At 65.9% G+C, this 22,156-nt stretch carries 18 protein-coding genes and 1 tRNA gene; 9 read left to right on the top strand and 10 right to left on the bottom strand.

Annotated elements, in window-relative coordinates; genetic code table 11:
* The first annotated feature begins 56 nt into the window (after positions 1-56).
* Positions 57-212 carry a hypothetical protein gene (locus QX108_RS25075; protein WP_315787608.1) on the top strand — a complete coding sequence of 52 codons (156 nt, stop codon included), beginning with the start codon at positions 57-59 and terminating at the stop codon, positions 210-212.
* On the opposite strand, the gene QX108_RS25070 is transcribed toward QX108_RS25075, so the two are convergent.
* From QX108_RS25070 to QX108_RS25030, 9 genes are all read right to left on the bottom strand, one after another.
* Complete coding sequence (locus tag QX108_RS25070; RefSeq protein ID WP_315787606.1) at positions 203-574, bottom strand: hypothetical protein; 372 nt, start codon at positions 572-574, stop codon at positions 203-205. The genes QX108_RS25075 and QX108_RS25070 overlap by 10 nt on opposite strands.
* A 91-nt stretch (positions 575-665) precedes the next feature.
* Positions 666-2,045 (bottom strand): sigma-54 dependent transcriptional regulator, encoded by a 1,380-nt coding sequence (locus QX108_RS25065; protein ID WP_315787604.1) that lies wholly within the window; start codon positions 2,043-2,045, stop codon positions 666-668.
* Between the two features lie 53 nt (positions 2,046-2,098).
* Entirely contained in the window at positions 2,099-2,446 is a 348-nt protein-coding gene (gene fliN, locus QX108_RS25060) for a flagellar motor switch protein FliN (protein ID WP_015669138.1), read from the bottom strand.
* A 30-nt stretch (positions 2,447-2,476) separates the two neighbouring features.
* Positions 2,477-3,097 (bottom strand): FliH/SctL family protein, encoded by a 621-nt coding sequence (locus tag QX108_RS25055; protein WP_315787603.1) that lies wholly within the window; start codon positions 3,095-3,097, stop codon positions 2,477-2,479.
* Positions 3,097-4,188 (bottom strand): flagellar motor switch protein FliG, encoded by a 1,092-nt coding sequence (gene fliG, locus QX108_RS25050; protein ID WP_172112322.1) that lies wholly within the window; start codon positions 4,186-4,188, stop codon positions 3,097-3,099. Before fliG ends, QX108_RS25055 begins: the two co-directional genes overlap by 1 nt.
* Before the next feature lie 44 nt (positions 4,189-4,232).
* Positions 4,233-5,837: a flagellar basal-body MS-ring/collar protein FliF gene (fliF, locus tag QX108_RS25045; protein ID WP_315787602.1), complete on the bottom strand. Its 1,605-nt coding sequence runs from the start codon at positions 5,835-5,837 to the stop codon at positions 4,233-4,235.
* 336 nt (positions 5,838-6,173) lie between these two features.
* A complete protein-coding gene (locus QX108_RS25040; protein ID WP_002714638.1) occupies positions 6,174-6,449 on the bottom strand; it encodes a DUF1153 domain-containing protein in 276 nt (91 codons plus the stop codon).
* Between the two features lie 271 nt (positions 6,450-6,720).
* The gene (locus tag QX108_RS25035) at positions 6,721-7,419 is read right to left on the bottom strand and encodes a flagellar hook assembly protein FlgD (RefSeq protein ID WP_315721660.1); all 699 of its coding nucleotides are present in this window, start codon (positions 7,417-7,419) and stop codon (positions 6,721-6,723) included.
* 12 nt (positions 7,420-7,431) lie between these two features.
* Positions 7,432-9,009, bottom strand: a complete 1,578-nt coding sequence (locus QX108_RS25030; RefSeq protein WP_315787601.1) for a flagellar hook-length control protein FliK — start codon at positions 9,007-9,009, stop codon at positions 7,432-7,434.
* On the opposite strand from QX108_RS25030, the gene QX108_RS25025 reads away from it, so the two are divergent.
* From QX108_RS25025 to QX108_RS25005, 5 genes are all read left to right on the top strand, one after another.
* Complete coding sequence (locus tag QX108_RS25025) at positions 8,996-9,358, top strand: hypothetical protein (RefSeq protein WP_315721658.1); 363 nt, start codon at positions 8,996-8,998, stop codon at positions 9,356-9,358. The two genes, QX108_RS25030 and QX108_RS25025, sit on opposite strands and share 14 nt — an antisense overlap.
* Before the next feature lie 7 nt (positions 9,359-9,365).
* Positions 9,366-10,559, top strand: a complete 1,194-nt coding sequence (mnmA, locus tag QX108_RS25020; RefSeq protein ID WP_315787600.1) for a tRNA 2-thiouridine(34) synthase MnmA — start codon at positions 9,366-9,368, stop codon at positions 10,557-10,559.
* A gap of 27 nt (positions 10,560-10,586) precedes the next feature.
* On the top strand, positions 10,587-11,222 hold the full coding sequence (locus QX108_RS25015; protein WP_315721656.1) for a class I SAM-dependent methyltransferase: 636 nt from the start codon (positions 10,587-10,589) through the stop codon (positions 11,220-11,222).
* A gap of 76 nt (positions 11,223-11,298) precedes the next feature.
* Positions 11,299-11,649 (top strand): hypothetical protein, encoded by a 351-nt coding sequence (locus QX108_RS25010; protein WP_315721655.1) that lies wholly within the window; start codon positions 11,299-11,301, stop codon positions 11,647-11,649.
* A 227-nt stretch (positions 11,650-11,876) separates the two neighbouring features.
* A tRNA-Met gene (locus tag QX108_RS25005) sits at positions 11,877-11,953 on the top strand.
* A gap of 122 nt (positions 11,954-12,075) precedes the next feature.
* Here QX108_RS25005 and QX108_RS25000 read toward each other — a convergent pair.
* The gene (locus QX108_RS25000; protein WP_315787599.1) at positions 12,076-12,843 is read right to left on the bottom strand and encodes a thioesterase II family protein; all 768 of its coding nucleotides are present in this window, start codon (positions 12,841-12,843) and stop codon (positions 12,076-12,078) included.
* A gap of 362 nt (positions 12,844-13,205) precedes the next feature.
* On the opposite strand from QX108_RS25000, the gene QX108_RS24995 reads away from it, so the two are divergent.
* The 3 genes from QX108_RS24995 to QX108_RS24985 form a co-directional block, all read left to right on the top strand.
* Positions 13,206-13,430, top strand: a complete 225-nt coding sequence (locus tag QX108_RS24995) for an MbtH family protein (protein ID WP_315787598.1) — start codon at positions 13,206-13,208, stop codon at positions 13,428-13,430.
* A gap of 383 nt (positions 13,431-13,813) precedes the next feature.
* Positions 13,814-15,883 carry an AMP-binding protein gene (locus QX108_RS24990; RefSeq protein WP_315787596.1) on the top strand — a complete coding sequence of 690 codons (2,070 nt, stop codon included), beginning with the start codon at positions 13,814-13,816 and terminating at the stop codon, positions 15,881-15,883.
* Positions 15,884-16,076: 193 nt separating this feature from the next.
* Positions 16,077-22,156, top strand: a 6,080-nt coding sequence (locus tag QX108_RS24985; protein WP_315787594.1) for a non-ribosomal peptide synthetase, incomplete at its 3' end; no start/stop codon positions are given.

Genomic DNA, 22,156 nt, shown 5'->3' with positions numbered 1-22,156 from the left:
GGCGTCGAGGCGGAGGAGGCCGTAAAAGCCACTGTCGATGTCGGCAGCGGACTATCATGAAGCGGATCGGAACCTGGGCTCTCTACGTGATCGGTACGGCCGCGATCCTGTATCTGGCGCTCTATGCCTACGCCGTATTGACGCAGCGCGAGTTCACACCGGGCGATCCCATCCACATCTTCCGCAACCCCGAGGCGCCGAGCTATTCGTGAGCTGCCGCTGCGCGGCCCCGTCGTGGCGGCGGCTCGCGCAGCCACGGATCCTTCGACTGCTCGCAATCCCGCAGCTGCATCCAGTCGGCGGTGAGAAACTGCACTCGGCAGCGGCGCCAGACCCGCCTTTGTCCGGAGCCGTCCGGCGAGGTCTCGATATCGGAGAGCGAGAGATAAGGCGGCCGCCAGCGATAGCGCCGCTCTGTGTCCCAACCGTCGCAGCCGCCGGTGCCACATGCGAAGGTGCGTGAGATCAGCTTGCCGTTGCGTGCGAAGCACCAGCTGCGGGCTCCCCATTCCTCACCCGATGATGGCTTCACCAACGGCGGGTGCGAGGTCTGCTCCCAGCAGCCAGCCAGCACGCCGCGTGTCGCGGCGACGGCCGCGGAAACGGAAAGCGGCGCGCCCAGGAGGAGCGCGCCGCCGAGAGCGAGATGATGGAAGACGGCGAGGCTACACGGGGCTCGGCATGCGCGGCGTGTCGCCGGTGCCGGGGGGCGGGATCGGCACGCCGCCGTCGGCATATTCGTTGAGCTTGTTGCGCAACGTGCGGATCGAAATGCCCAGAATGTTGGCCGCATGTGTCCGGTTGCCCAGGCAGTGCTTCAGGGTTTCCAGGATCAGATCGCGCTCGACGTCGGCGACGGTGCGGCCGACCAGCGCGCGCGTGACCTGCTCCGCGGCCATCGTAGCATGAGCGACGGCCGGCTGTGTCTTGCCGATGTCGAGGCGGGCGCCGTCGGGGGTCAGGATCGCGTCCGGACCGATCTCGTCGCCCTGAGCCATCAGCACGGCGCGATGCATCGTATTCTCCAACTCGCGCACGTTGCCCGGCCAGCGGTTGGTGGTGAGGATGCGCTTGGCCTCCGCCGAGATCGGCCGCAGCGGCACCGCATTGGCCTCGGAGTACTTGCGCGCGAAATGCTGGGCGAGCTCGAGGATGTCGGCCGGGCGCTCGCGCAGCGGCGGGATCTTCAGGTTCACGACGTTCAGTCGGAACAGCAGGTCCTCGCGGAACGTGCCCTCGCGCACAGCGTCGGCGAGGTTGCGGTTCGAGGTCGCGATGATCCGGATGTCGACCGGGACCGGGCGGGTGCCGCCGACGCGGTCGATCACGCGCTCCTGGATCGCGCGCAGCAGCTTCGACTGCAGCCGCACGTCCATCTCGGAGATTTCGTCGAGCAGCAGCGTGCCGCCATTGGCCTCCTCGAACTTGCCGATGCGGCGCGCCACCGCGCCGGTGAACGCGCCCTTCTCGTGGCCGAACAGCTCGGATTCCAGGAGATGCTCGGGGATCGCGGCGCAGTTGATCGAGATGAAGGGGCGCTTGGCGCGGGCGGAGCGGGTGTGGACGTAGCGCGCCAGCACCTCCTTGCCGGTGCCCGACTCGCCGGTGATCATCACCGAGGCGTCGGAGCCGGCGATCTGCTGGGCCAGCTTGATGACCTTGGCCATGGCGTCGTCGCGATAGACGAGGTCGCGGCTGTCGTTGGCGACGGCGGCGAGCACGGCTGCGATCAACTCCGGATCGGGCGGCAGCGGAATGTATTCCTTGGCGCCGGCGTGGATCGCGGCGACCGCGGCGCGGGCGTCGCTGGTGATGCCGCAGGCGACGATCGGCACATGGATGTGCTCGGCGTCGAGCCGCATCACGAGGTCGCGGATGTCGAGCGCGACATCGACCAGCAGCAGGTCCGCGCCCTTGCCGCCGCGCAGCACCCGCATGGCCTGCTCGTTGTCCTCGGCATGGGTGACGGTGGCGCCGTTCTCCATGGCGATCTTGGTGGCCGCGGTAAGCTGGCCCTTCAGCGTTCCGACGATGAGAAGCCGCATGTTGGTCTCCTATTCGGTCGCGCCGCTCTCGATCAGCGCGCGGATCATGTCTGTCAGTTGCGGTCGGACTTGATGATTTCCGTCATCGTCACGCCGAGCTTGTCCTCGACCAGCACCACTTCGCCGCGCGCGACGAGGCGGTTGTTGACGTAGATGTCGATGGCCTCGCCGACCTTGCGGTCGAGCTCGAGCACGGTGCCGGGCCCGAGCTTCAGGAGCTCGCCGACATCCATCTTCGAGCGGCCGAGCACGGCCGAGACCTGCACCGGCACGTCGAACACGGCCTCGAGGTCGGCGGCGATGCGCGCGGCGTGCTCTTCTTCGTTGTAGCCGACGTCACCGCCCAGCGGCGGCGCGTCTGCCGCATTGAGGTCGGGAAGAGGGATCTCGTTGTCGCTCATGACTTAAACTCCCTTGGCCACCACAGCGGCCTAGTTCTTCTTGGACGCCATGTAGCGTCCGACCAGCTCGTTGATCTTGGCATCGATCGCGGCGCGCTCCAGCACGACGCCGCCGTCAGCCCATTCGATGCGGCAGTCGCCGGTCGCAATCTCCGGCTCGGCCAGGATCACGAGGCGTCCTTCGAAGCCGCTCTGCTTGGCGAGCTTGTCGATCTTCTCGCGGGCGAGCTCGTACAGCGCGTCATTGATGCGCAGCACGAGGTGCGGCGTGGCGACCAGATGGGCGAAGCAGTCGTGCACAAGGCCGGTGATCTCGCCGAGCGGCTCCGCATCGACCAGCGCCGCGCACAGCTTGCGGGCGACGGCGACCGCGACATCCACCGCCTCGGTTTCCATCCGCTGCTCGATGCCTTCGAAGCGGGCGGAGATGCCCTGCAATTGAATGTTGATCTGCTCCAGCGCCGCCGCGACGCGGCGGTCGGCCTCGACCTTGGCTTCGCGCTGCGCCGCCTCGTAGCCGTTGCGGTAGGCGGCGGCTTCGGCGGCCGCGACTTTCTGTGCGATCTCGGCGGACGTCGCCGCACGCTCCCGCGTCGTCTTCTCCGGCGCGGCGAAGTCGGTATCGAACAGGAATTTCGCGGGCTGAGCCATCAATACACCAGCTCGTCGTCGGCGCGGTTCTTGCTGAGCATGATCTCGCCCTTGGCGGCGAGGTCCTTGGCGAGATTGACGAGCAGGGCCTGCGCCTCGTCGACGTCGCGCAGACGCACCGGCCCCATCGCGGCCATGTCGTCCTGCAGCATCTTGGCGGCGCGCGACGACATGTTGCCGAAGAAGAAGTTGCGGACCTCCTCGTTCGCGCTCTTGAGCGCGATGCCGAGCTTGTCCTTGTCGACATTGCGCAGCAGGGTCTGCGCCGAGGCGGAGTCGAGCTTGATCAGGTCGTCGAAGGTGAACATCAGCGCCTTGATGCGCTCGGCGGATTCGCGGTTCTCTTCTTCGAGCGAGGTGATGAAGCGGGTTTCGGTCTGGCGGTCGAAATTGTTGAAGATCTCGGCCATGACCTCGTGGGCATCGCGGCGGCGGGTCTGCGACAGGTTCGACATGAACTCGACCCGCAACGTCTGCTCGACCCGCTCGATGACCTCCTTCTGGACGGCCTCCATGCGCAGCATGCGGCCGATGACGTCGAGCGCCATGTCCTCGGGCAGGATCGCGAGCACGCGGGCGGCGTGCTCCGGCTTCAGCTTGGACAGCACGACGGCGATGGTCTGCGGATATTCGTTCTTGAGGTAGTTGGCGAGCACCTCTTCCTGGACGTTGGAGAGCTTCTCCCACATGTTGCGGCCGGCGGGGCCACGGATCTCGTCCATGATGCCGGTGACGCGCTCGGCCGGCAGGTATTGCTGCAGCAGCCGCTCGGTGGCGTCGAAATTGCCCATCAGCGCGCCCGAGGCCGACATGCGCGAGACGAATTCGAGCATGAGATCCTCGACGACGTCGGCTTCGATCGTTCCCAGCGTCGACATCGCCAGCGACAATTCGCGCACCTCGTCGTCGTCGAGCTGTTGCCAGATCTTGCCGCCATATTGCTCGCCGAGCGCAAGCATCATCACGGCCGCGCGCCGCGGGCCGCTCAACGGCTCGGTCTTCTCGCGCTGCGCCTGCCGGCTCGCCAGCGTCGCGATGACGGTGGAGATGTCGTTGGCGTTGGCGTTGGTCTGTGTCTGCGGGAGCGACATGGCGGCTACGTTCTTCTCAGTTCAGGCGGTTCGCGTCGGTTGGTTCAGTTCTGCTGGGGCTCGGCGAGCCACTGGCGGATGATGGCGGCGGCTTCGCCGGGGTTGCGATCGGCCAACTCGCCCACCCGGTGCACGGACTGGGCGTGGACCTGGCCCTGGACCTGGGCGACGTCGATCATGTTGGCGGTCTGCTGGGCGTGGGCGGCGGCCTGGACGGTCTCGTCGGTGAGGGCAGGGACCCCGCCGCTCAACGCTGTGGCGACCTCTTCGGTGGAGATGATCTTCTTGACCAACGGACGCACGACCATGAACACGACCACGATTCCGAGCAGCATCATCACCGCGAGCTCGATGACGTACATCACGTCATCCTTGGTGAAGTGCAGCATGCCGAGGAAGCCGGTCGGCTCGTTGATCTGCGGCACGGTCGGGGCGTCTGCGAATTTCAGGTTGACCACCTCGACCTGGTCGCCGCGCTTCTGGTCGAAGCCGATGGCGGAGCGGACGAGGGCTGCGATGCGATCGAGCTCCTCCTTGCTGCGCTCCTTGTAGACCAGCTCGCCCTTCTCGTTCTTGGAGTAGGCACCGTCGACCAGCACCGCGACGGAGATGCGGTTGACCCGCCCGGCCTCGGTGACTTCGGTCTTCGTCGTCCGGGAGATCTCGTAATTGTTGGTCTCTTCGGTCTTCTTGCTCTGGTCGCGGGGCTGTTGCGGCGGCTGGTTCTGCTGATTGCCCGGCAGCTCGTTGTTGACCGTGACCTGCCCGTTGTTTTCGTTGGTGGCCGACTGCTCTTCGCGGGTCTGGCTCGACCTGAGCACGCGCCCTTCCGGATCGTAGCGGTCGGAGGTCTGGGTGATGCGGTTGAAGTCGAAATCGGCCGAGAGCTGGACCCGGGCGCGGCCGGCACCGACCACCGAGGATACGATGTCCTCGACCTGCTTGCGCATCCGCTTCTCGAAGCTGTTGCGCCGCTCGTCGCCGACCTGCTGGTCGATGTCGGTCTGGGTGCCGTCGGCCAGCAATTGACCGGCCTCGTCGACGATCGACACCCGCTGCGGCTTCAGACCGTTGACGGCTGAGGCGACGAGGTGGCGGATGGCCCGGATCTGGTTCGCCTCGAGCGCACCGCGCACGCGCACGACGATCGAAGCCGACGGCTCCGGGGTCTCGCGCGAGAACAGCGGCCGCTCCGGCAGCACGAGGTGGACGCGCGCCGCCTGGACGCGGTCGATGGCGCGGATGGTGCGGGCGAGCTCGCCCTCCAGCGCGCGCAGATGGTTGATGTTCTGGACGAAGCTCGTGGTGCCCAGCGCGTCCGACTTGTCGAAGATCTCGTAGCCGACGCCGCCGCCCTTGGGCAGGCCGCCTTCGGCGAGCTTCATGCGGAGACGGGTGACCTTGTCCTTCGGGACCAGGATGACGCTGCCTTCATTGCGGATCTCGAACGGAATGCCCTGCCGCTCCAGATCCTTGATGATGCTGGAGGAGTCGTCCATCGTCAGATCGGTGAACAGGGTCGTCAGCTGCGGCGCCGTCACGCGCATGATGACGAAGCCGAAAAAGCCGATCAACGCGGCGGTCACCGCGATCATGGCGGTCAGCCGCGCGGCGCCCAAACCCTTCAGGAAGTCCAAGAGACCTTGCAAGCAACTGCCCCATAGTTCGGCATTCGACGGGTGGCTGCTGGGAGGTCATTTGAGCTTCGCGGGCCTTTACGGCCGGTTGCAGAGATCGCGAAATTCAATCGTTAAACCCTTCGCCGCCACCCGCATTCCAGGTGGTGATCCGATGTCGCCCTCTGCTCCCGCAGTCGCGAGGCAGTCGCAGAGGTTGAATCGAACCACTGGGCAATTATTGCCTATGGGAAGGTTTCGATATGGTTAACGTCGGTTAAGAGGTCCTAACAAACTATCGACATGCAAAAAATCGGCTTGGCGGAGCCAAGCCGATTTTCGAAGACATCCCGTCGCGTCGTTAACGCTTTATTGACGATATTGCTGAATTCGGGTGGTGCGCAGCCCGGCGAGACCATGCTGGTCGATCGAGAACTGCCACGACAGGAATTCGTCGACGGTCAGGGTATATCGGCTGCACGCCTCTTCGAGGGACAACAATCCGCCGCGAACCGCAGCGACGACTTCGGCCTTGCGGCGTATGACCCACCTCTTGGTGCCTGGCGCAGGCAAATCCGCGATGGTGAGCGGGCTGCCGTCAGGCCCGATGACGTATTTCACCCTCGGGCGATGGGGTTCTGTCATGGCGTACTCACAAACTCTTAACCACTGAACTCACGGTAAGACCCTACGCCGCCTCGCTTAAAATTTGCCTAAGCAAAGGGCGCGAATCCGGCGCTCCGCGCGAACGCCGCCGCTCCCGGCCGCCAGAGGCCCCGGGAGCGAGATCGTGGTAAATGATTGGTTAAGAATTTCCGGCGGTTACGCCGGCATGTCGCAGCCCGGGCCGAGCTTGAGGTTCAAGATCAGCTGCAAGCGTATCCAGATTGTCAACCGCGCGCCCCCGCTTCAAGGGCTAGCTAACGATCCGCTGGATCTGATTCACGGTGTAGGTCTGGCCGCCGATCGACAGCAGCGGCGGCTGCTGGGTCAGATCCACCGAGGAGACCGTGCCCTTGACCTGGGTCGAGATGGCCACCGGCGTGCCGTTGGTCGCGTCGGTGCCGACCACGGAGATCTTGTATTGCCCGTCCGGCCACTGGACGCCGTCATTGCCCTGGCCGTTCCAATTATAGGTCTGGTTGTCGCCGGCGCTCGCCGAATATTTGCCGCTGAAGACGGTCTGGCCGACGCTGTTGGTGATGCTCACCGTCAGGTTGCTGTCCTTCGGGATGCTCAGATCCCAGCTCGCCTTGCCGCCGGTCATGGTCGTCGTCGAGCCATTCACCACGGCGGTCTTGCCGACGAAGGCCAGCGCCTGGGTGGCCTGCGTCGTCTGCTGCATCGAGATCAGCGAGGCCAGCTGGTCGTTGGTCTTGAGCTGCTGCTCGACGCCGGCGAACTGCACGAGCTGCTGGGTGAACTGGTTGGTGTCGAGCGGATCGAGCGGGTTCTGGTTCTGCAGCTGCGTCGTCAGCAGCGTCAGGAAGGTCTGGAAGTTGCCCGCGATGGTCGAGCCTGCGGTCGAGCCGAGGCTGCTGTTGGATCCGGTGGTGGATGTCTTGGTCGTGCCCGAGACTGCCGGGCTTGCCGTGATTGCGTCGCCGATGGCCATGGAAGCCTCCTGTTAAACCCTGATATCGACGCCACCCTGTGCGCCGAACATCCGTCCATAGGACCGTCCGGCGAACTGGACCGGGACGTTTTCGTCCTCGGTCACGATGAGGCGCTGGGAATTGCCGTTCTGTTGATTGTCGCCGCCGTTCTGGCCGGACGAGTTCTGGTCGCGCAGCGAGAATTGCAGCCCGCTGTTGTTGCTCTTGAGGCCGGCATCCTGCAGCGCCTGCTGCAACTGCGGCGCGGTCTGCTGCAGCATCGCCAGCGTTTCCGGTTTCTCGACCCGCAGATGCGAGGTGACCTGGCCGTTGCGGTCGACGTCGATGCGGACATCGATGCGGCCGAGCTCGGCCGGATCCAGCCTGATCTCGAAGCGGCTCTTGCCATTGAGCGCAGACGCCGCGATCTCGACGGCAAGGCCGTGCAGCGGCACGGGGGCGTTGGCCGCCGCCGTGGCCGTCAGATTGGCCGATGTGATCGGGCTGGTCGAGGCGGTGGGCGTCGAGAGCTGCGGCTGCAGGGCCGCAGTGGCCGGCACCGTCGGATCGGCGACTGGAACGTTGCCCTGGCCGCCGGCGTGCGCCGCGCTGCGCTCATGCGCCGCTGGTGCCGGGCCATTGCCGCCCTTGGCGAGCGGCTCGACCTCGCCGCCATCCGGCTTCGCCGCGACGGCAGGCTGCTGGCCGAGGTCAGTGCCCTGAGCTTGCGGCTGAGTGCCCTGTGTCGCTGGGGCGCCCTGCTCGGAGGTCTTGCCGATCTCACCGGGCGCAAGACCCGTCTTGACCTGCGCTCCCGGCTTGCCCGTCGCCTTGGTGCCGCCGGGGACCGCCGCATCCAGAGCCGCGGTGAAGGTCTGATCCGTCGACGCGGCCGCGTCGCCGGAGGCCGCCGTCGTCTCGGCGTCCGATGTCGAGGCTGCGGTCTCGGTGGTCTTCGCGGCGCCGGCAGCCTTGGCCGCTGCGGCCATCAGGCCGGCACTAGCATCGATCGTGCCATTCGGGCCGGAGCTGGCGGTTCCGACCGGCGCGGTCGGTACGGGGGCCGTGGAGGCGCCTTCACCGTCTGAAGCAGGCGCGGTGGTTGCGGGATTGGCGAGCGTAATCTCGGACGGAATCGCGACGGCAGCCGGCGTCGAAACGGGCGCTTGACCGACGGCAGCCGCGGCGGTCGTCGCGTCTGCGCCGGCCTGGTCGCCGTCCTTCTTGTCGGAGCTCTTCCCGTCGGAGGCGTCGGCCGTGCTCTTGGCTGATGTGTCGGTGGTCGTGTCGGAGGGCGCATCCGAGCCGGTCTTCTCGGTGCGTGACGTGCCGTCGTCGGTGTTGTCTTGCGCCTTGTCTGCCGACCTCGTCTGGCTGGTGCGGTCCGTATCGCTGGTGCGCGTGGTCTCGCGGCTGGGACTCGCGGCGTTGCTGGCGCGGGGCGCCGGCGCCGTGGAGGGGAGCGACGAGGTCGACGGATCCGGCGGCGTCGCGGCATCGACCAGCGCCGAGAAGCTGTCGGACGGCTGCGCGGCGTCCTGACGGGACGGTTTCGGCGCTGCGCTCTTGAGAACCGGGCCGGCCTGGATGTCTGACGTGACGCTGAACACCTTGGAACCTCTCGCGATGAAACTCGACGAGCCAGTTCAGCAAGGAGCGGGCCAAAGCGGCGTCTTTATAAAAAGCAATATATATCAGTATCTTATGGATGTGATGGGAATGGCCGGCCGACGCCGGCGGGTCGTCATTTCTGCCCGGCCGGCAAGATTTGCCGCGGCTCTCAAGGGCCAGCGCGATTGCTTCGCAGGAAGTGCGCCTATATTAAAGACCGATGCTTCTCGTGTTGTTTCCGACCGGGAGACCGGGTCCGGAGATCGCCGGGAGCAAGCCATCCGCACAGACGGCGCATGCGAGGCGTTCCCGCCGGGGACGACTCGTCTGACGCCGCGATCGCAGTGACCTGACCATGCTCAACAGTCTCGATCTCGAAGGCCGTCCCGAGGACACCAGGGTCGTCGTCGCCATGTCCGGCGGCGTGGACTCGTCGGTCACGGCTGCGCTGTTGAAGTCGGAAGGTTACGACGTCGTCGGCATCACCCTGCAGCTCTATGATCATGGCGCCGCGACCCATCGCAAGGGCGCCTGCTGCGCCGGCCAGGACATTCACGACGCCCGCAACGTCGCCGAGCGGCTCGGCATCCCGCATTACGTGCTGGACTATGAGGACCGCTTCCGCGAGTCCGTGATCGACAATTTCGCCGCCAGCTATGCGTCGGGCGAGACGCCGGTGCCGTGCATCGAGTGCAACCGCGCCATCAAGTTCGGCGACCTGCTGAAGACCGCGCGCGAGCTCGGCGCCTCCGTGCTCGCCACCGGCCATTACGTCGCCTCGCGGCGTCTGGCCGACGGATCGCGCGCGCTCACTTGCGCCGCCGATGCCGATCGCGATCAGAGCTATTTCCTGTTCGCGACCACGCGCGAGCAGCTCGACTATCTGCGCTTTCCGCTCGGTGACATGACCAAGCCGGAGGTGCGCGAATTGGCGCGGCGCTTCGGCCTCGAGGTCGCCGACAAGCATGACAGCCAGGACATCTGCTTCGTGACGACCGGCCGCTACACCGACATCATCGGCAAGCTGCGTCCGAACGCGATGGAGCCCGGCGAGATCGTCGATCTCGACGGCCGCGTGCTCGGCGCGCATCAGGGCATCGCCAACTATACGATCGGCCAGCGCAAGGGACTCGGCATCGCGGCCGGCGCGCCGCTCTATGTCGTGAAGCTGGACGTCGCGACCCGACGGGTCGTGGTCGGCCCGCGCGAGGCGCTGCGTACGCACCGCATCACCTTGCGCGAGGTCAACTGGATCGGCGACGGCGCGCTCGATGCGGCGGTGCGCGACGGCCTCGAACTCTTCGTGCGGGTGCGCTCGACGCGGCCGCCGCAGCCGGCTTGGCTGCGTGGCGCCAACGGTCACTATGAGGTCGAGCTGGTCGGCGGCGAGGAGGGCGTCTCGCCCGGTCAGGCCTGCGTGTTCTACGATGCTGCCTCCGGCCGCGCCCGCGTGCTCGGTGGCGGCTTCATCCAGAGCGCTGTTGCCGAGAGCAGCAGCGCGCGCGGCGCCGTCAGGCCGCAGCGCGTGGCCGAGCCGGTCCGCGGCTGATCAGCTTTCATCATTCAGGGCAGGGGCATGGGGGACATCGACCGCGCAGGGGTCGAAAAGGCCTACGAGCGCTGGGCGCCGATCTATGATCTGGTGTTCGGCAAGGTCTTCGATCAGGGGCGCCAATCGACCATCGCGGAAGCCGATCGCATCGGCGGCCGCATTCTCGACGTCGGCGTCGGCACCGGGCTGTCGCTGTCGGACTATGCCCGCACGACGAAGATCTGCGGCGTCGACATCTCCGAGCCGATGCTGCGGCGGGCGCAGGCGCGCGTGCGCGAGCTGAAGCTCTTCAATGTCGAGACGCTCGCGGTGATGGATGCGAAGCATCTCGCCTTTCCGAATGATTTCTTCGACGCCGTCGTGGCGCAATATGTGATCACGGCGGTGCCGGATCCCGAGGCGACGCTGGATGATTTCGTCCGCGTGCTGAAGCCGGGCGGCGAACTGATCCTCGTCAACCACATCGGTGCGGAGAGCGGCCCGCGCCGAATCTTCGAGCTGGCCTTCGCGCCGATCGCGCGCCGGCTCGGCTGGCGGCCGGAATTCCCGTGGGCGCGGCTGGTGAACTGGGCGGCAAAGCATGGCGGGGTGACGCTCGCGGAGCGCCGGCCGATGCCGCCGCTCGGGCACTTCTCGCTGATCCGCTACCGCAAGGGCTGATCGCCTCCCGACTGGCTCGCTGGCCACTGAAGTCTTGGCCGAGGGAACGCGAACGCCGGGTTGGCGTTGCTCTGTCATGAGCATCAGGCAGTCATTGTTCCTCTCCTTCGTGCTGGCCTCGGCCGCCACTGCGGCTCACGCGCAGGCCCCCCCGACACCGGCCACGCCGCCGCAGGCGACGGCGCCTGCTCCCAACGCGAATGCCGCCTGTGCCCCGAACGCGCGGGCGACGGCGACGCCGGACGGCATCACCACCGGCCGCGCCGGTGAGCCGCTGGGCGAGAAGCTCGCCAAGACCAATGGCGTGTTGTGTCCGCCGAGCGGCGTCGATCCGGAGATGCATGCACCGACCCCCGAAGGCGGCACCACGCCGGTGATCCCGCCGCCCGGCAGTCCCGGCGGCAATCCGAACCTGCAGCCGAAGTGAGCCGCACCGTTGCATCAGATTCGCCGTGGCCGGCCTCGCGATCCGCGACGCCGCCGCGCCGGCCCATGAGCTTGCGCCAAGGCCTTGACGAGTCGAATGGAAACCGCGCGGCGGGAAAACCGCTGCCGGCTGCGAGCTTTGCTTGACAGGGGCGGGAACGGCTCCTTATATGCCGCCCGTTCACAAGGCCCGCCGCACTGTTTCGCCGCGCCTTGATCGGACACCGTGGCGGGGTAGCTCAGCTGGTTAGAGCACGGGAATCATAATCCTGGGGTCGGGGGTTCGAGTCCCTCCCCCGCTACCAACTTTCCCCACACTCCCTTGATCGTTGCCTCGACATGTCTCTCCGCAGATCAGCGGGGGCGCGACGATGGACATGCGCGCGCCACCCGTGCGGCTGTCATCCCTTCGACACAGCGGCCGTCCTCAAAAGTTTCGGATGGCTTCGGCAGCTTCCCTGTCGTCCGTGCACGGACTTGTCGTCGCGGCGAGTGCCGTTCGAAGGTCGAGTTGCAAGGCCGCGGCGACGGTGACGGCATGATCTCGGATGTAGAAATGATTGCCCGGAAACATCCGAACGATGCAGGAACTCGCGGTCTCGTTGCGCCACCCGCGGAGATCGGTCGCATCGACCTCGACATCATCGAGGCCGCCATAGGCGACGATCGGAACTGACAGGGCGCCGCGCCTCTCCGGCACATACGTCTCGCAGGCACGGAAGTCGGCGCGCAGGATCGGAAGCAGCAGGGCCATGAGATCATCCGCTGCGATCACCTCGGGTGGGGTCGCGCCGAGCTCGCGCAGATGCGCAATGAAGTCCGCATCCGTGGCGTCATGGATCGCCCGCGTTCTTCGTGCTGTTCCCGGGGCCCGATGTCCGGACACGGCGAGCAGCGCAGGCCGTGAGCCGTAACGATGAATGAGACGATGACACAACTCGAACGCGACCAGGCTGCCCATGCTGTGCCCGAACAACGCGTAGCGCGATCGACAATCAGACGCGATCGTCTCCGCGACGTCGTCCGCAATGCGTGCGATCGACTCAAGCAACGGCTCGCGCATGCGGGTTCCACGTCCGGGATAGTCGATGGAAACAATCTTGATGTCGGGATGGAAGATGTCCTGCCACGCTCCGAACACGCGACCGCTTCCGCCAGCATAAGGCAAGCAATAAAGAGAAATCGTTGTACTCATGTGTATCTCATTGTGCGTAGTTGATGATGGGGAACGTCTGGTGTCGGCATGAGTTGCAGCTTCTCACTTCGATCGTGGTGACGTTGCCGTTGTTTGTAAATGTTTTGTGGTGATGCGCTCTGCGCGATGCCTTCGGCGGTTCAAAAAAACGTTAGACAGAGTTTACAACCTAAAGTGCATTCCAGCTCTACATTGGTATTGAAGTAGGGGGAGAATCCTGTATTAGTGAAGATACAGGACGAGCTAACAGGTCCGATCGCGCTCTTCGCGAGTCGTTCCTTCTTGCTCGGCTTGCTGGCCGATGTGTTGCGCTTCGTGAGGCGCGTGTTGCAGCGGTCAGTGATAACAAGGAGGTCAAGCTCATGCATGCCAATGCGAAGCCGACGGCGCCGGCCGAGGAAGAGTTCGTCGTCGTAGTCAACGATGAGGAGCAATATTCGATCTGGTTCGCCGAGCGGGCGATTCCCGATGGCTGGCGCGCAGTCGGGATGCGCGGATCGAAGGCCGAGTGTCTGAAGCATGTTGACGAGGTTTGGACCGATATGAGGCCTCTGAGCTTGCGCCGTCGCATGGCGGAAGCGTCCTAGCCTCGGCGTCTGCCCGCACCGCCGTGATCCCGGCTGAAGTTGGATCGGTGATGCCCGGCAGCAACGTCCTGGCGTTTCACATCAATCCGAGTGTCGCTGTTCGGCGTCAAGCCGCGGGCGTGGCTGATCCTGGTGGGTGGATCGGTGGTCTCGCGTTGCGTTGGCGTGGCGGCGGTCAGGGGCCGCGCCCAGTAGGGGTGTTGCGGCAGGGTGATGTGTTGCCTGCGAGTAACCGATGTTCGCCGTACTGCCGGCGGACGTAGTTGTGATGCGTTCGGCTGGGGACAAGGCCGATGATGAGATCCAGAACTGCAGTGACCAGCGGTGCCGTGAGTGCGGGTGCCGCGACAATGGCAGAAGCGCTGCGGTTGAGCGCGCGAGCGATGCCTGACCGGGCCGCGTTCCGCTTTCTGCCCGCGGCGTCGGAGACGGTCGATACCAGCTATGCCGAGCTTGATTGCGCGGCATCGCGCATCGCGGGGCGGCTGCGCGAGGCGGGACTGAAGCGCGGCGACCGGGTCCTGATGGTCTACCCGCCCGGGCTCGAGTTCGTGAGCGCGTTCTTCGGCGTGCTCTACGCCGGCGTCGTGGCCGTGCCGCTTGCCCTGCCGCGTCGCGCGGGCGGCGGCGGCGCGATCGCTGCGCTGATCGAGAATGCCGAGCCGGCGATGATGCTGACATCGGCGTCGCTACAGTCACGGCTCGATGGCCTGGTGTCCGCTTCGGGCCGTCCGCTGAAAACCCTTGCGACGGATACGCTTGCGCTCGAGGGCGTTGACGAGAGCGAGCTGATCGCCCCGTCCCCCGACGATCTCTGCGTGCTGCAGTATACGTCCGGCTCGACCGGGCTTCCGCGCGGTGTCGCGGTGACGCATGGCAATGCGGCGCGCAACGCGCTGCTGCTCGGCCATCAGGCCGAGCTCGATACAGGCTCAGTGTGGGTCAGCTGGGTGCCGCATTTCCACGATCTGGGCCTGTTCGGTAGCATCTGCACCTCGCTCTATCACGGCGCGACCGCGGTTCTGATGCCGCCAGCGGCCTTCGTCGCACGCCCGGTCCGCTGGCTCGAGGCAATCTCGCGGTTCGGCGGCACGATCACGATCGCGCCGAACTTCGCCTACGATCTCTGCCTTCGGCAGGTCGCCGAAGAAGATTGTGTCGGTCTCGATCTTCGGCACTGGCGTGTCGCCGGATCCGGCGCCGAGCCGATCAATCAGCAGACAATGGATCGTTTCGCCGACCGCTTCGGCCCCTATGGGCTCGATCGTCGCGCCATGTGTCCCTTCTACGGGCTGGCCGAAGCGACGCTGCTGGTGTCCGGCGGGCCTGTGTGGGGCGGGCAGTCGGCACTGACCGTCTCGCACACGGCGATGAAGCGGCGCGAGATCGCAGATGCCGGATGCGCCGATGATACATATAGGCTGCCGTCATGCGGTGTGCCCAGCCCCGAGCATCGCATCCTCATCGTCGACCCGGACACACGACGGCTCTGCGCGCCCGATGCGATCGGCGAGATCTGGATCGACGGCTCGACGACCGGGCCGGGCTACTGGCGAAATCCGGATGAGAGCGCGCGCGTGTTCGGCGCGCATCTCGCCGGCGGCGAAGGTCCGTATCTGCGGACGGGCGATCTCGGCGTCATGCGTGACGGTACGCTCTATGTCTGCGGGCGAATCAAGGACGTCATGATCGTCAATGGCCAGAACGTCTATCCGCAGGACGTCGAGCTGACGGCGCGCGAAGCCGTTCCTGAGATCGCCGAAGCCGCCGCGTTTACGACGCCCGATCGCGCATCCGAGCGGCCGATCCTGCTGATCGAGCAGCCGAGGCGCGGCTGGCGCGACGCTGCAGCCGTGCTCGAGACCGTACGGGCCGCGGTGTCGGCGCGGCATGGCATCGAGCTGTCGCGCGTGGTGGTGACGCAACATCGCCTGTTGCCGAAGACGTCGAGCGGCAAGATCCAGCGCTCCCGCGCCCGGGCCATGCTGGCCGAGGGATCGCTGCCGATCCAGGCCGAATGGAGTTCGGATCTGGATGAGGCCGCCATAGAGGAGCAACGGCTCGATGCGGTCGAGCTCGTCATCGCCCTGAAGGGGCAGACGAGGTCGCAGCAGGATCGATCGATCGAGGACTATCTGCGCGAGGTCGCGCGCGATCTGGCCGGCATCGACGCCGATCGACTCGCTCCGGACGATCCATTGATGGCGTTTGGCGTGACATCGCTCGGGCTGATGCGGATCAAGAGCAGGATCGAGAGCGACTTCATGGTGCGGATCGATTCGGCAAGGCTGTGGCAGGACTGCAGTCTCGCCGAGCTCGGACGCGAGCTGCAGGCGCGTCTGCCGGTCTCTCCGCTGTGGGCGGAGGCGGACATGCTGCGGGGTCTCGCTATGGAGGTCGCCAGAATGGACGACACCGAAGTCGCACGCGCATTGGGGGCAGGCCAGACCTGACCCATCGCTGATAGTCCTTCGCGACTATCCAAGAAGATCACCGATCGGTTGACGTCCTCGGGGCAGTCACGGAACGGCGTTGCCCAAAATACAATCTGAAGTTGCAAAAAGTGCTGGCGCCGGATCGAGCTTGTCGGCTCCGGACGTCGGAAGTCTCGAAAGCGTTACACCCAACAGAAGCAGGCGATCGCCGATGCAGAAGTTCGAGAGCCAGGCACCGTCGACGACGGCGATGAGAGACAGCCGCCGCGCATTGTTGCGACGCAAGGTCCGCGACCTGTTCGAACAGCAAGCGGCACGGATTCCGAGCGTTTCTCGGGACGTTGATCTGCCGCTGTCATTCGCGCAGGAGCGCCTCTGGTTCTTCGACCGGCTCGGCCGTCTCGGACCCGCCTACCAGATCGGCCTCGCCGTCCGCCTCAACGGTCCGCTTGACGTCGCGGCGCTGTCGGCGGCGCTGACCGAAATCGTGCGCCGTCACGAAAGTCTGCGGACCCGGTTCTGCCTGCGCGACGGCGGACCCGTGCAGCAGATCGATCCGCCCTGGCCGATCGATCTTGAGGCCGTGCGAAGCGCGGAGACATCGCCGCAGGCGTGGGCTCGCGGCCTGATGGAGGAGACGTTCGAGATCGACAATGACCGGCTGTTTCGATGCGGGCTGCTCAGGGTCGCTCCACACGAGCATATCCTGGCGCTCTCGATGCATCACATCGTCTCCGACGGCTGGTCGATCGGCTTGCTGTTTCGCGAGCTGGCTGCACTGTATGACGCCCATTCCGCGCAGCGCGCGTCGCCGCTTGCCGAGCTTCCGATCCAGTATGCCGACTATGCGAGCTGGCACCGCCGCTGGGTGGACGAGGAGGTGCAGCAGCCGCAGCTTGCCTATTGGGAAAAGCGCCTCGCCAATGCGCCCGCCGGTCTGGAGCTGCCGGCCGACCATGTGCGTCCAGCCGCACAGAGTTTCCGCGGCGCGGCCCTTCGCTTTTCCCTCGATCGCGACACCTCGGCGGCGCTCGCCGCATTCGGCCGCCGCGAGGGCGCCTCGCTGTTCATGGTGCTGCTGGCGGCCTTCAAGGCCTTGCTGTCGCGCTGGACGGGACAGAGTGACGTCATCGTCGGCTCGCCGATCGCCGGGCGGGTGCGCGCAGAAACCGAGCAACTGATCGGCTTCTTCGTCAACATGCTTGCGCTGCGCACGGATCTCGGCGGCGACCCTTCGTTTCGTGATCTGGTGCAAAGGGTCAAATCGACCGCGCTGGGCGCCTATCAGCACCAGGACCTGCCGTTCGAGAAGCTCGTCGACGCGTTGCAGCCGACACGGGATCTCAGTCGGCAGCCGATCTTTCAGACGGTTTTCGTGCTGCAGGACGTGTCCGTCGAGCAGTTGAAGATTCCAGGGCTCGAGGTCGAGCGCTTCGACGAGGGTGCGACATCCGTTCGGTTCGACATCGAGATGTCCATGACCGAGGTCGGCGGACGACTGACCGGATGTCTCCTCTATGCGACGGATCTGTTCGAGGCCGCCACCGCTGAACGGCTGGTGTCCCACTTCAGCGAGCTGCTCCGCTGCGTGATCGCAAAGCCCGACGCCCGATTGTCGCAGTTGCAGCTGATGCCGGATGACGAGCGCAGGCACGTTCTGGCGGAGTGGAGCGCCGCGCCGGCTCTGCCGGTCCCTCACCGCACGCTGCACGAACTGTTCGTGGCGCAGGCGGCGGGCTCGCCGGATCTTCCCGCGCTGGCCAAGGACGGCGACCAACTGACCTATGGCGAGCTGGACCGGCGCGCCAATCAGCTCGCACACCATCTCCGAGGCCTTGGTATCGGTCCCGACGCGGTCGTCGGCATCTGTGTCGAGCGATCGTTCGACATGATCATCGGCGTGCTCGGCATCCTCAAGGCTGGCGGTGCCTATCTGCCGCTTGATCCGAACTATCCCGCCGAGCGGCTCGCCTACATGATTGCGGACTCGGCGACGCGCGTCGTGCTGACGCATAGTTCGCTCGTTGACCGGCTGATCACCGGCGACGCCGTAACAGTCGGACTCGACGTCGTGAGTTCCGAGATCTCGCGGCTCCCGACCAGTGCTCCGGCCGTTGCGGTCCATCCGGACAATCTCGCTTACGTAATCTACACCTCCGGATCGACCGGGCGGCCGAAGGCGGTCATGGTGCCGCATCGTGGCGCGACCAACCTGGCCGAGGCGCAGCTCGCGCCGCTGAACATCGCTCCGCACAGCCGCGTCCTGCAGTTTGCTTCGTTCAGCTTCGATGCGGCGGTCTGGGAGCTGCTGATGAGCTGGCGCTGCGGTGCTGCGCTGGTGCTCGCCGACCGGCATGACATGATGCCGGGCGAGCCGCTGCACAATCTGCTGCACCGCGAGCGCATCGGAGCCGTTCTGCTGCCGCCCTCTGCCCTCGGCACGCTCCGCGCCGACTCCTTGCCCGACCTGAAGACGCTGCTCGTCGGCGGCGAAGCCTGCGCCGCCGAGCTGGTTGCGCCATGGACCGGGCCGCGCATCGTGCTCAACGCCTACGGACCGACCGAGGCGAGCGTCTGCACGACCGTGTATCCCTGCACGGTCGAACGGCGCGCGCCGGCCATCGGACGCCCCTTGGCCAACACCTGCGTCTACGTTCTCGATGACCATTCGGAGCCCGTGCCTGTCGGTGTGCCGGGCGAGCTTCACATCGGCGGTGCCGGGTTGGCCCGTGGCTATCTGTCACGCCCGGGCCTGACCGCCGAGCGCTTCATCCCGAATCCGTTCGAGCGCGGCGATCGACTCTATCGAACCGGCGATCTCGTGCGCTGGCGGTCGGATGGTGCGCTGGAGTTTCTCGGTCGTCTCGATCAGCAGGTGAAGATCCGCGGCTTCAGGGTCGAGCTCGGCGAGATTGAGGCCGCGCTGCTCACGGAGTCAAAGGTCAAGCAGGCGATCGCGCTGGCGCGGGAGGACAGGCCAGGGCACAAGCGGCTCGTTGCCTATGTCATGGCCGATCTCGATCGGCTGAAGCAGGAGCGCCGGGAGAGGGGCGCGAGCGAGGATGCGGACGGCGTTGCCGGGTGGCAGGCGCTGTTCGACGAGACCTACGGCGGCGCCGGCGAGCCGAAGGCGCCGAGCTTCGTGGGTTGGAACAACAGCTACACCGGCGATCCCATCCCGGAAGCGGAGATGCGCGAATGGCAGATGGCGACGGTTCAGCGTATCGCTGCCTTCGCTCCGCAGCGCATTCTCGAGATCGGATGCGGCGTCGGCTTGTTGCTGGAGCACCTGGCTCCCGCCAGCCGCATCTACCGCGGCACGGATATCTCGTCGGCCGCCATCGAAGGGCTGCGGCAATGGGCCAAGGGCCGGCCGGAGCTGGCCCATGTCGAGCTCGCCCAGCGTGAAGCCATCGCGCTGTCGGATCTCGTGCCGGCATCGGTCGACACCGTCATCATCAACTCGGTGGCGCAGTATTTTCCTGACACCGACTATCTGCAGGACGTGATCGCGGGGGTGCTGAGCGCCGTTGTCGACGGCGGCCGCATCTTCGTCGGCGACATCCGCCATTTCGGCCTGCTGCTGATGTTCCGCACGGCAATCGAAATCGAGCGTTCCAATCCGGCGGCTCGCGCCGATGATATCAGGGCGCGCGCGATCGCCGCCGCCAAGCGCGAGACGGAGCTCGCGATCGATCCAAGTTTCTTTTTGGCGCTACAGAGCCGCCTGTCTCGCATCACGGATGTCGAGATCCTCCTCAAGAGGGCAGAGGCCCATAACGAGCTGAGCCGCTATCGCTACGACGTCGTGCTTCACGTCGGCGGCGGGCAGCCTGCGGCCCCGGCGCGCACGATCGATTGGACGACGGAGACGCTGACCGGGGTGTCCGGCATTCTGATCGACGAACGACCCGCAAGCCTGGCCGTGCTGGACGTGCCGAATGCGAGGCTGGCGCTCGATCTGGCCCGCTTGCAATCGCTCGATGCTTGCGAGCCGGCAGCCCGCTCGATGGATCTGGCGCGCAGCATCGAGGATCGCCAGACCATGGGTGAGGATCCGGAGGCGTTTTGGATGCTCGGTGAGCGGCTCGGCTACGAGGTCCGCGTCAGCTGGGCGTCTGCGTCGGCGACTGGATGCTACGATGTCGTCTTTGTCGATCGCAAGCAAGTCGATGGTCCCGTGCGATTGCCGCGTCGGTCAGCGATGTTGTCACGCGTTTTCGGCAACGATCCCGGAGCGGCGTCTCTGCTGCATTCATACGTTCAGCAGCTTCGCCAGGCGTTGCAGCAGAGACTGCCTGACTACATGGTGCCGGCGGCCATCGTGCCGATCGATACCATGCCGTTGACGCCGGGTGGCAAGATCGACCGCGCGGCGCTGCCTGCGCCCGAGGGGCGGCCGGAGCTCGGCCGGCTGATCGCGCCGCGGACCGACAACGAGCGCAAGCTGGCGTCGATCTGGCGCGACATCCTGAAGCTCGACCAGGTCGGGGTGGAAGACAATTTCTTCGAGCTCGGCGGCGACTCCATCCAGTCGATCCAGGTCGTGGCTCGCGCCAACCGGGTCGGCCTGAAGCTGACGTCCCGGCAGATCTTCGAACATCAGACCATCGCAGCGCTGGCTGCTGCCGCGGGGCATGATCCCGACGCGGCAGAGAACGACGGTCGCAAGCTGGTATCGGAGACGCGCTTCGCCGGTGTGTCACCTGCGGATCTCGCTCAGGTGCGCGGTGCTGTCGACAATCCGTCCGACATCGAAGACGTCTATCCGCTCACGCCGACGCAGCAGGGCATGCTGTTTCACAGCCTGTACGAGCCGGAGTCGCGGGCCTACGTCACGACGCTGGGGTGCCGTCTCTCCGGCGACCTCGACGTCGATGCGTTTCGCCGGGCATGGGACAGTGTGGTCGAACGTCACGCGGTGCTGCGCTCTGCATTTCTTGGGCATCTCCACACGCCGCTGCAAGTCGTGATGCGCGCGGCCAGGCCGGCATTTGCGCTGGAGGATTGGCGACAGCTGTCGGACGCCGACAAGCGCACCCGCCTGGCGGATCTCGAAGAAGTCGATTGCGCGTGCGGATTTGATTTCGTGCGGCCTCCGCTGATGCGGCTGGTGCTCGTCAGGTTTGCCGAGCACGACTACCGTCTGCTGTGGTCGTGCCATCACATTCTGCTGGATGGCTGGTCGATCACGACCCTGCTCAACGAGCTGTTCGCCTGCTATGGCGCGTTATGCCGTGGTCAGACGCCGCGTCTTGCGCCGGCGCATCCATTTCGGAACTACGTTGTGTGGCTGCAGCACCAGAATGTCGCGGCTGCGCAGGCGTTTTGGCGGCGGCGTCTGGCAAGGTTCGAGGCACCGACCCCGCTTCCGCTCGAGCGGACGTCGCGCGTCGTGTCGGCTGCCGCGCGTCATGCCGAGTACGACGATGCCTTGCATGTCGGAGCGCAAGCTCTGGAAAGCTTCGCGCGCAGGCATCACCTGACGGTCAATACGCTGGTGCAGGGCGCTTGGGCGCTGCTGCTGGGACGGTATGGCGGCGGTGACGACGTGGTGTTCGGCGTCACCGTCTCGGGCCGTCCGGAGAACCTGCCGGACGTGGAGAATGCCGTCGGGCTGTTCATCAATACATTGCCGCTGCGGGTCGGATTGTCCGGACGGGTGACGGTGCTGGACTGGCTTGGCGAGATCCAGGTGCGGCAGAGCGAGCTGACGGACTATCAATATAGCGCGCTGGCCGACGTGCAGCGCTGGAGCGATGTTTCCGGTGGAACGCCGCTGTTCGACAGCATCGTCGTATTCGAGAACTATCCGGCAGAGCTGCAGGCTCAGGCGCGGGATCATACGATCCGCCTCGACATGATCCGCGCCGTGAACCGGATCAACTATCCGTTGGCGCTGCAGGTCGCGATGGGCGCGGCGCCGTCGTTGAAGCTGATGTATGACCCCGCGCGTTTTGGTGAATCGTCGATCGCGACATTGGCGCGTCATCTTCGTCGCCTGCTCGGCGAGATCATCGCCGATCCGGCGCGGCCAATCTCTGCGATCCCGCTGCTGAGCGGCGACGAGCGTCAACAGGTGGTGCGCGACTTCAACGCGACGGCGGTGAACTATCCATCGGCGCTGCTGCACGAGCAGATCGCGGCGCAGGCGAAGCGGACGCCCGAGGCGATGGCGCTGCGCTTCGAGGACCAGACACTCAGCTACGACGCGCTGGAGCGGCGCGCCAACCGGCTGGCGCATCATCTGCAGACGCTCGGGGTCGGGCCGGACGTGGTGGTCGGGATCTG

The sequence above is a fragment of the Bradyrhizobium sp. SZCCHNR1002 genome (assembly GCF_032381435.1).
GTDB lineage: Bacteria > Pseudomonadota > Alphaproteobacteria > Rhizobiales > Xanthobacteraceae > Bradyrhizobium > Bradyrhizobium aeschynomenes.
Note: the sequence above shows the minus strand (reverse complement) of the source record. Positions and strands in the feature narration are given on the sequence as shown.

What these genes read in the sequence shown, in the direction of transcription:
- QX108_RS24990 (WP_315787596.1), top strand. Translation starts at nt 13,814, where the DNA reads ATGCCTGACCGGGCCGCGTTCCGCTTTCTGCCCGCGGCGTCGGAGACG.
- QX108_RS24995 (WP_315787598.1), top strand. Translation starts at nt 13,206, where the DNA reads ATGCATGCCAATGCGAAGCCGACGGCGCCGGCCGAGGAAGAGTTCGTC.
- QX108_RS25055 (WP_315787603.1), bottom strand. Translation starts at nt 3,097, where the DNA reads ATGGCTCAGCCCGCGAAATTCCTGTTCGATACCGACTTCGCCGCGCCG.
- QX108_RS25065 (WP_315787604.1), bottom strand. Translation starts at nt 2,045, where the DNA reads ATGCGGCTTCTCATCGTCGGAACGCTGAAGGGCCAGCTTACCGCGGCC.
- QX108_RS25015 (WP_315721656.1), top strand. Translation starts at nt 10,587, where the DNA reads ATGGGGGACATCGACCGCGCAGGGGTCGAAAAGGCCTACGAGCGCTGG.
- fliG (WP_172112322.1), bottom strand. Translation starts at nt 4,188, where the DNA reads ATGTCGCTCCCGCAGACACAGACCAACGCCAACGCCAACGACATCTCC.
- QX108_RS25040 (WP_002714638.1), bottom strand. Translation starts at nt 6,449, where the DNA reads ATGACAGAACCCCATCGCCCGAGGGTGAAATACGTCATCGGGCCTGAC.
- QX108_RS25075 (WP_315787608.1), top strand. Translation starts at nt 57, where the DNA reads ATGAAGCGGATCGGAACCTGGGCTCTCTACGTGATCGGTACGGCCGCG.
- mnmA (WP_315787600.1), top strand. Translation starts at nt 9,366, where the DNA reads ATGCTCAACAGTCTCGATCTCGAAGGCCGTCCCGAGGACACCAGGGTC.
- QX108_RS25000 (WP_315787599.1), bottom strand. Translation starts at nt 12,843, where the DNA reads ATGAGTACAACGATTTCTCTTTATTGCTTGCCTTATGCTGGCGGAAGC.
- QX108_RS25035 (WP_315721660.1), bottom strand. Translation starts at nt 7,419, where the DNA reads ATGGCCATCGGCGACGCAATCACGGCAAGCCCGGCAGTCTCGGGCACG.
- fliN (WP_015669138.1), bottom strand. Translation starts at nt 2,446, where the DNA reads ATGAGCGACAACGAGATCCCTCTTCCCGACCTCAATGCGGCAGACGCG.
- QX108_RS25010 (WP_315721655.1), top strand. Translation starts at nt 11,299, where the DNA reads ATGAGCATCAGGCAGTCATTGTTCCTCTCCTTCGTGCTGGCCTCGGCC.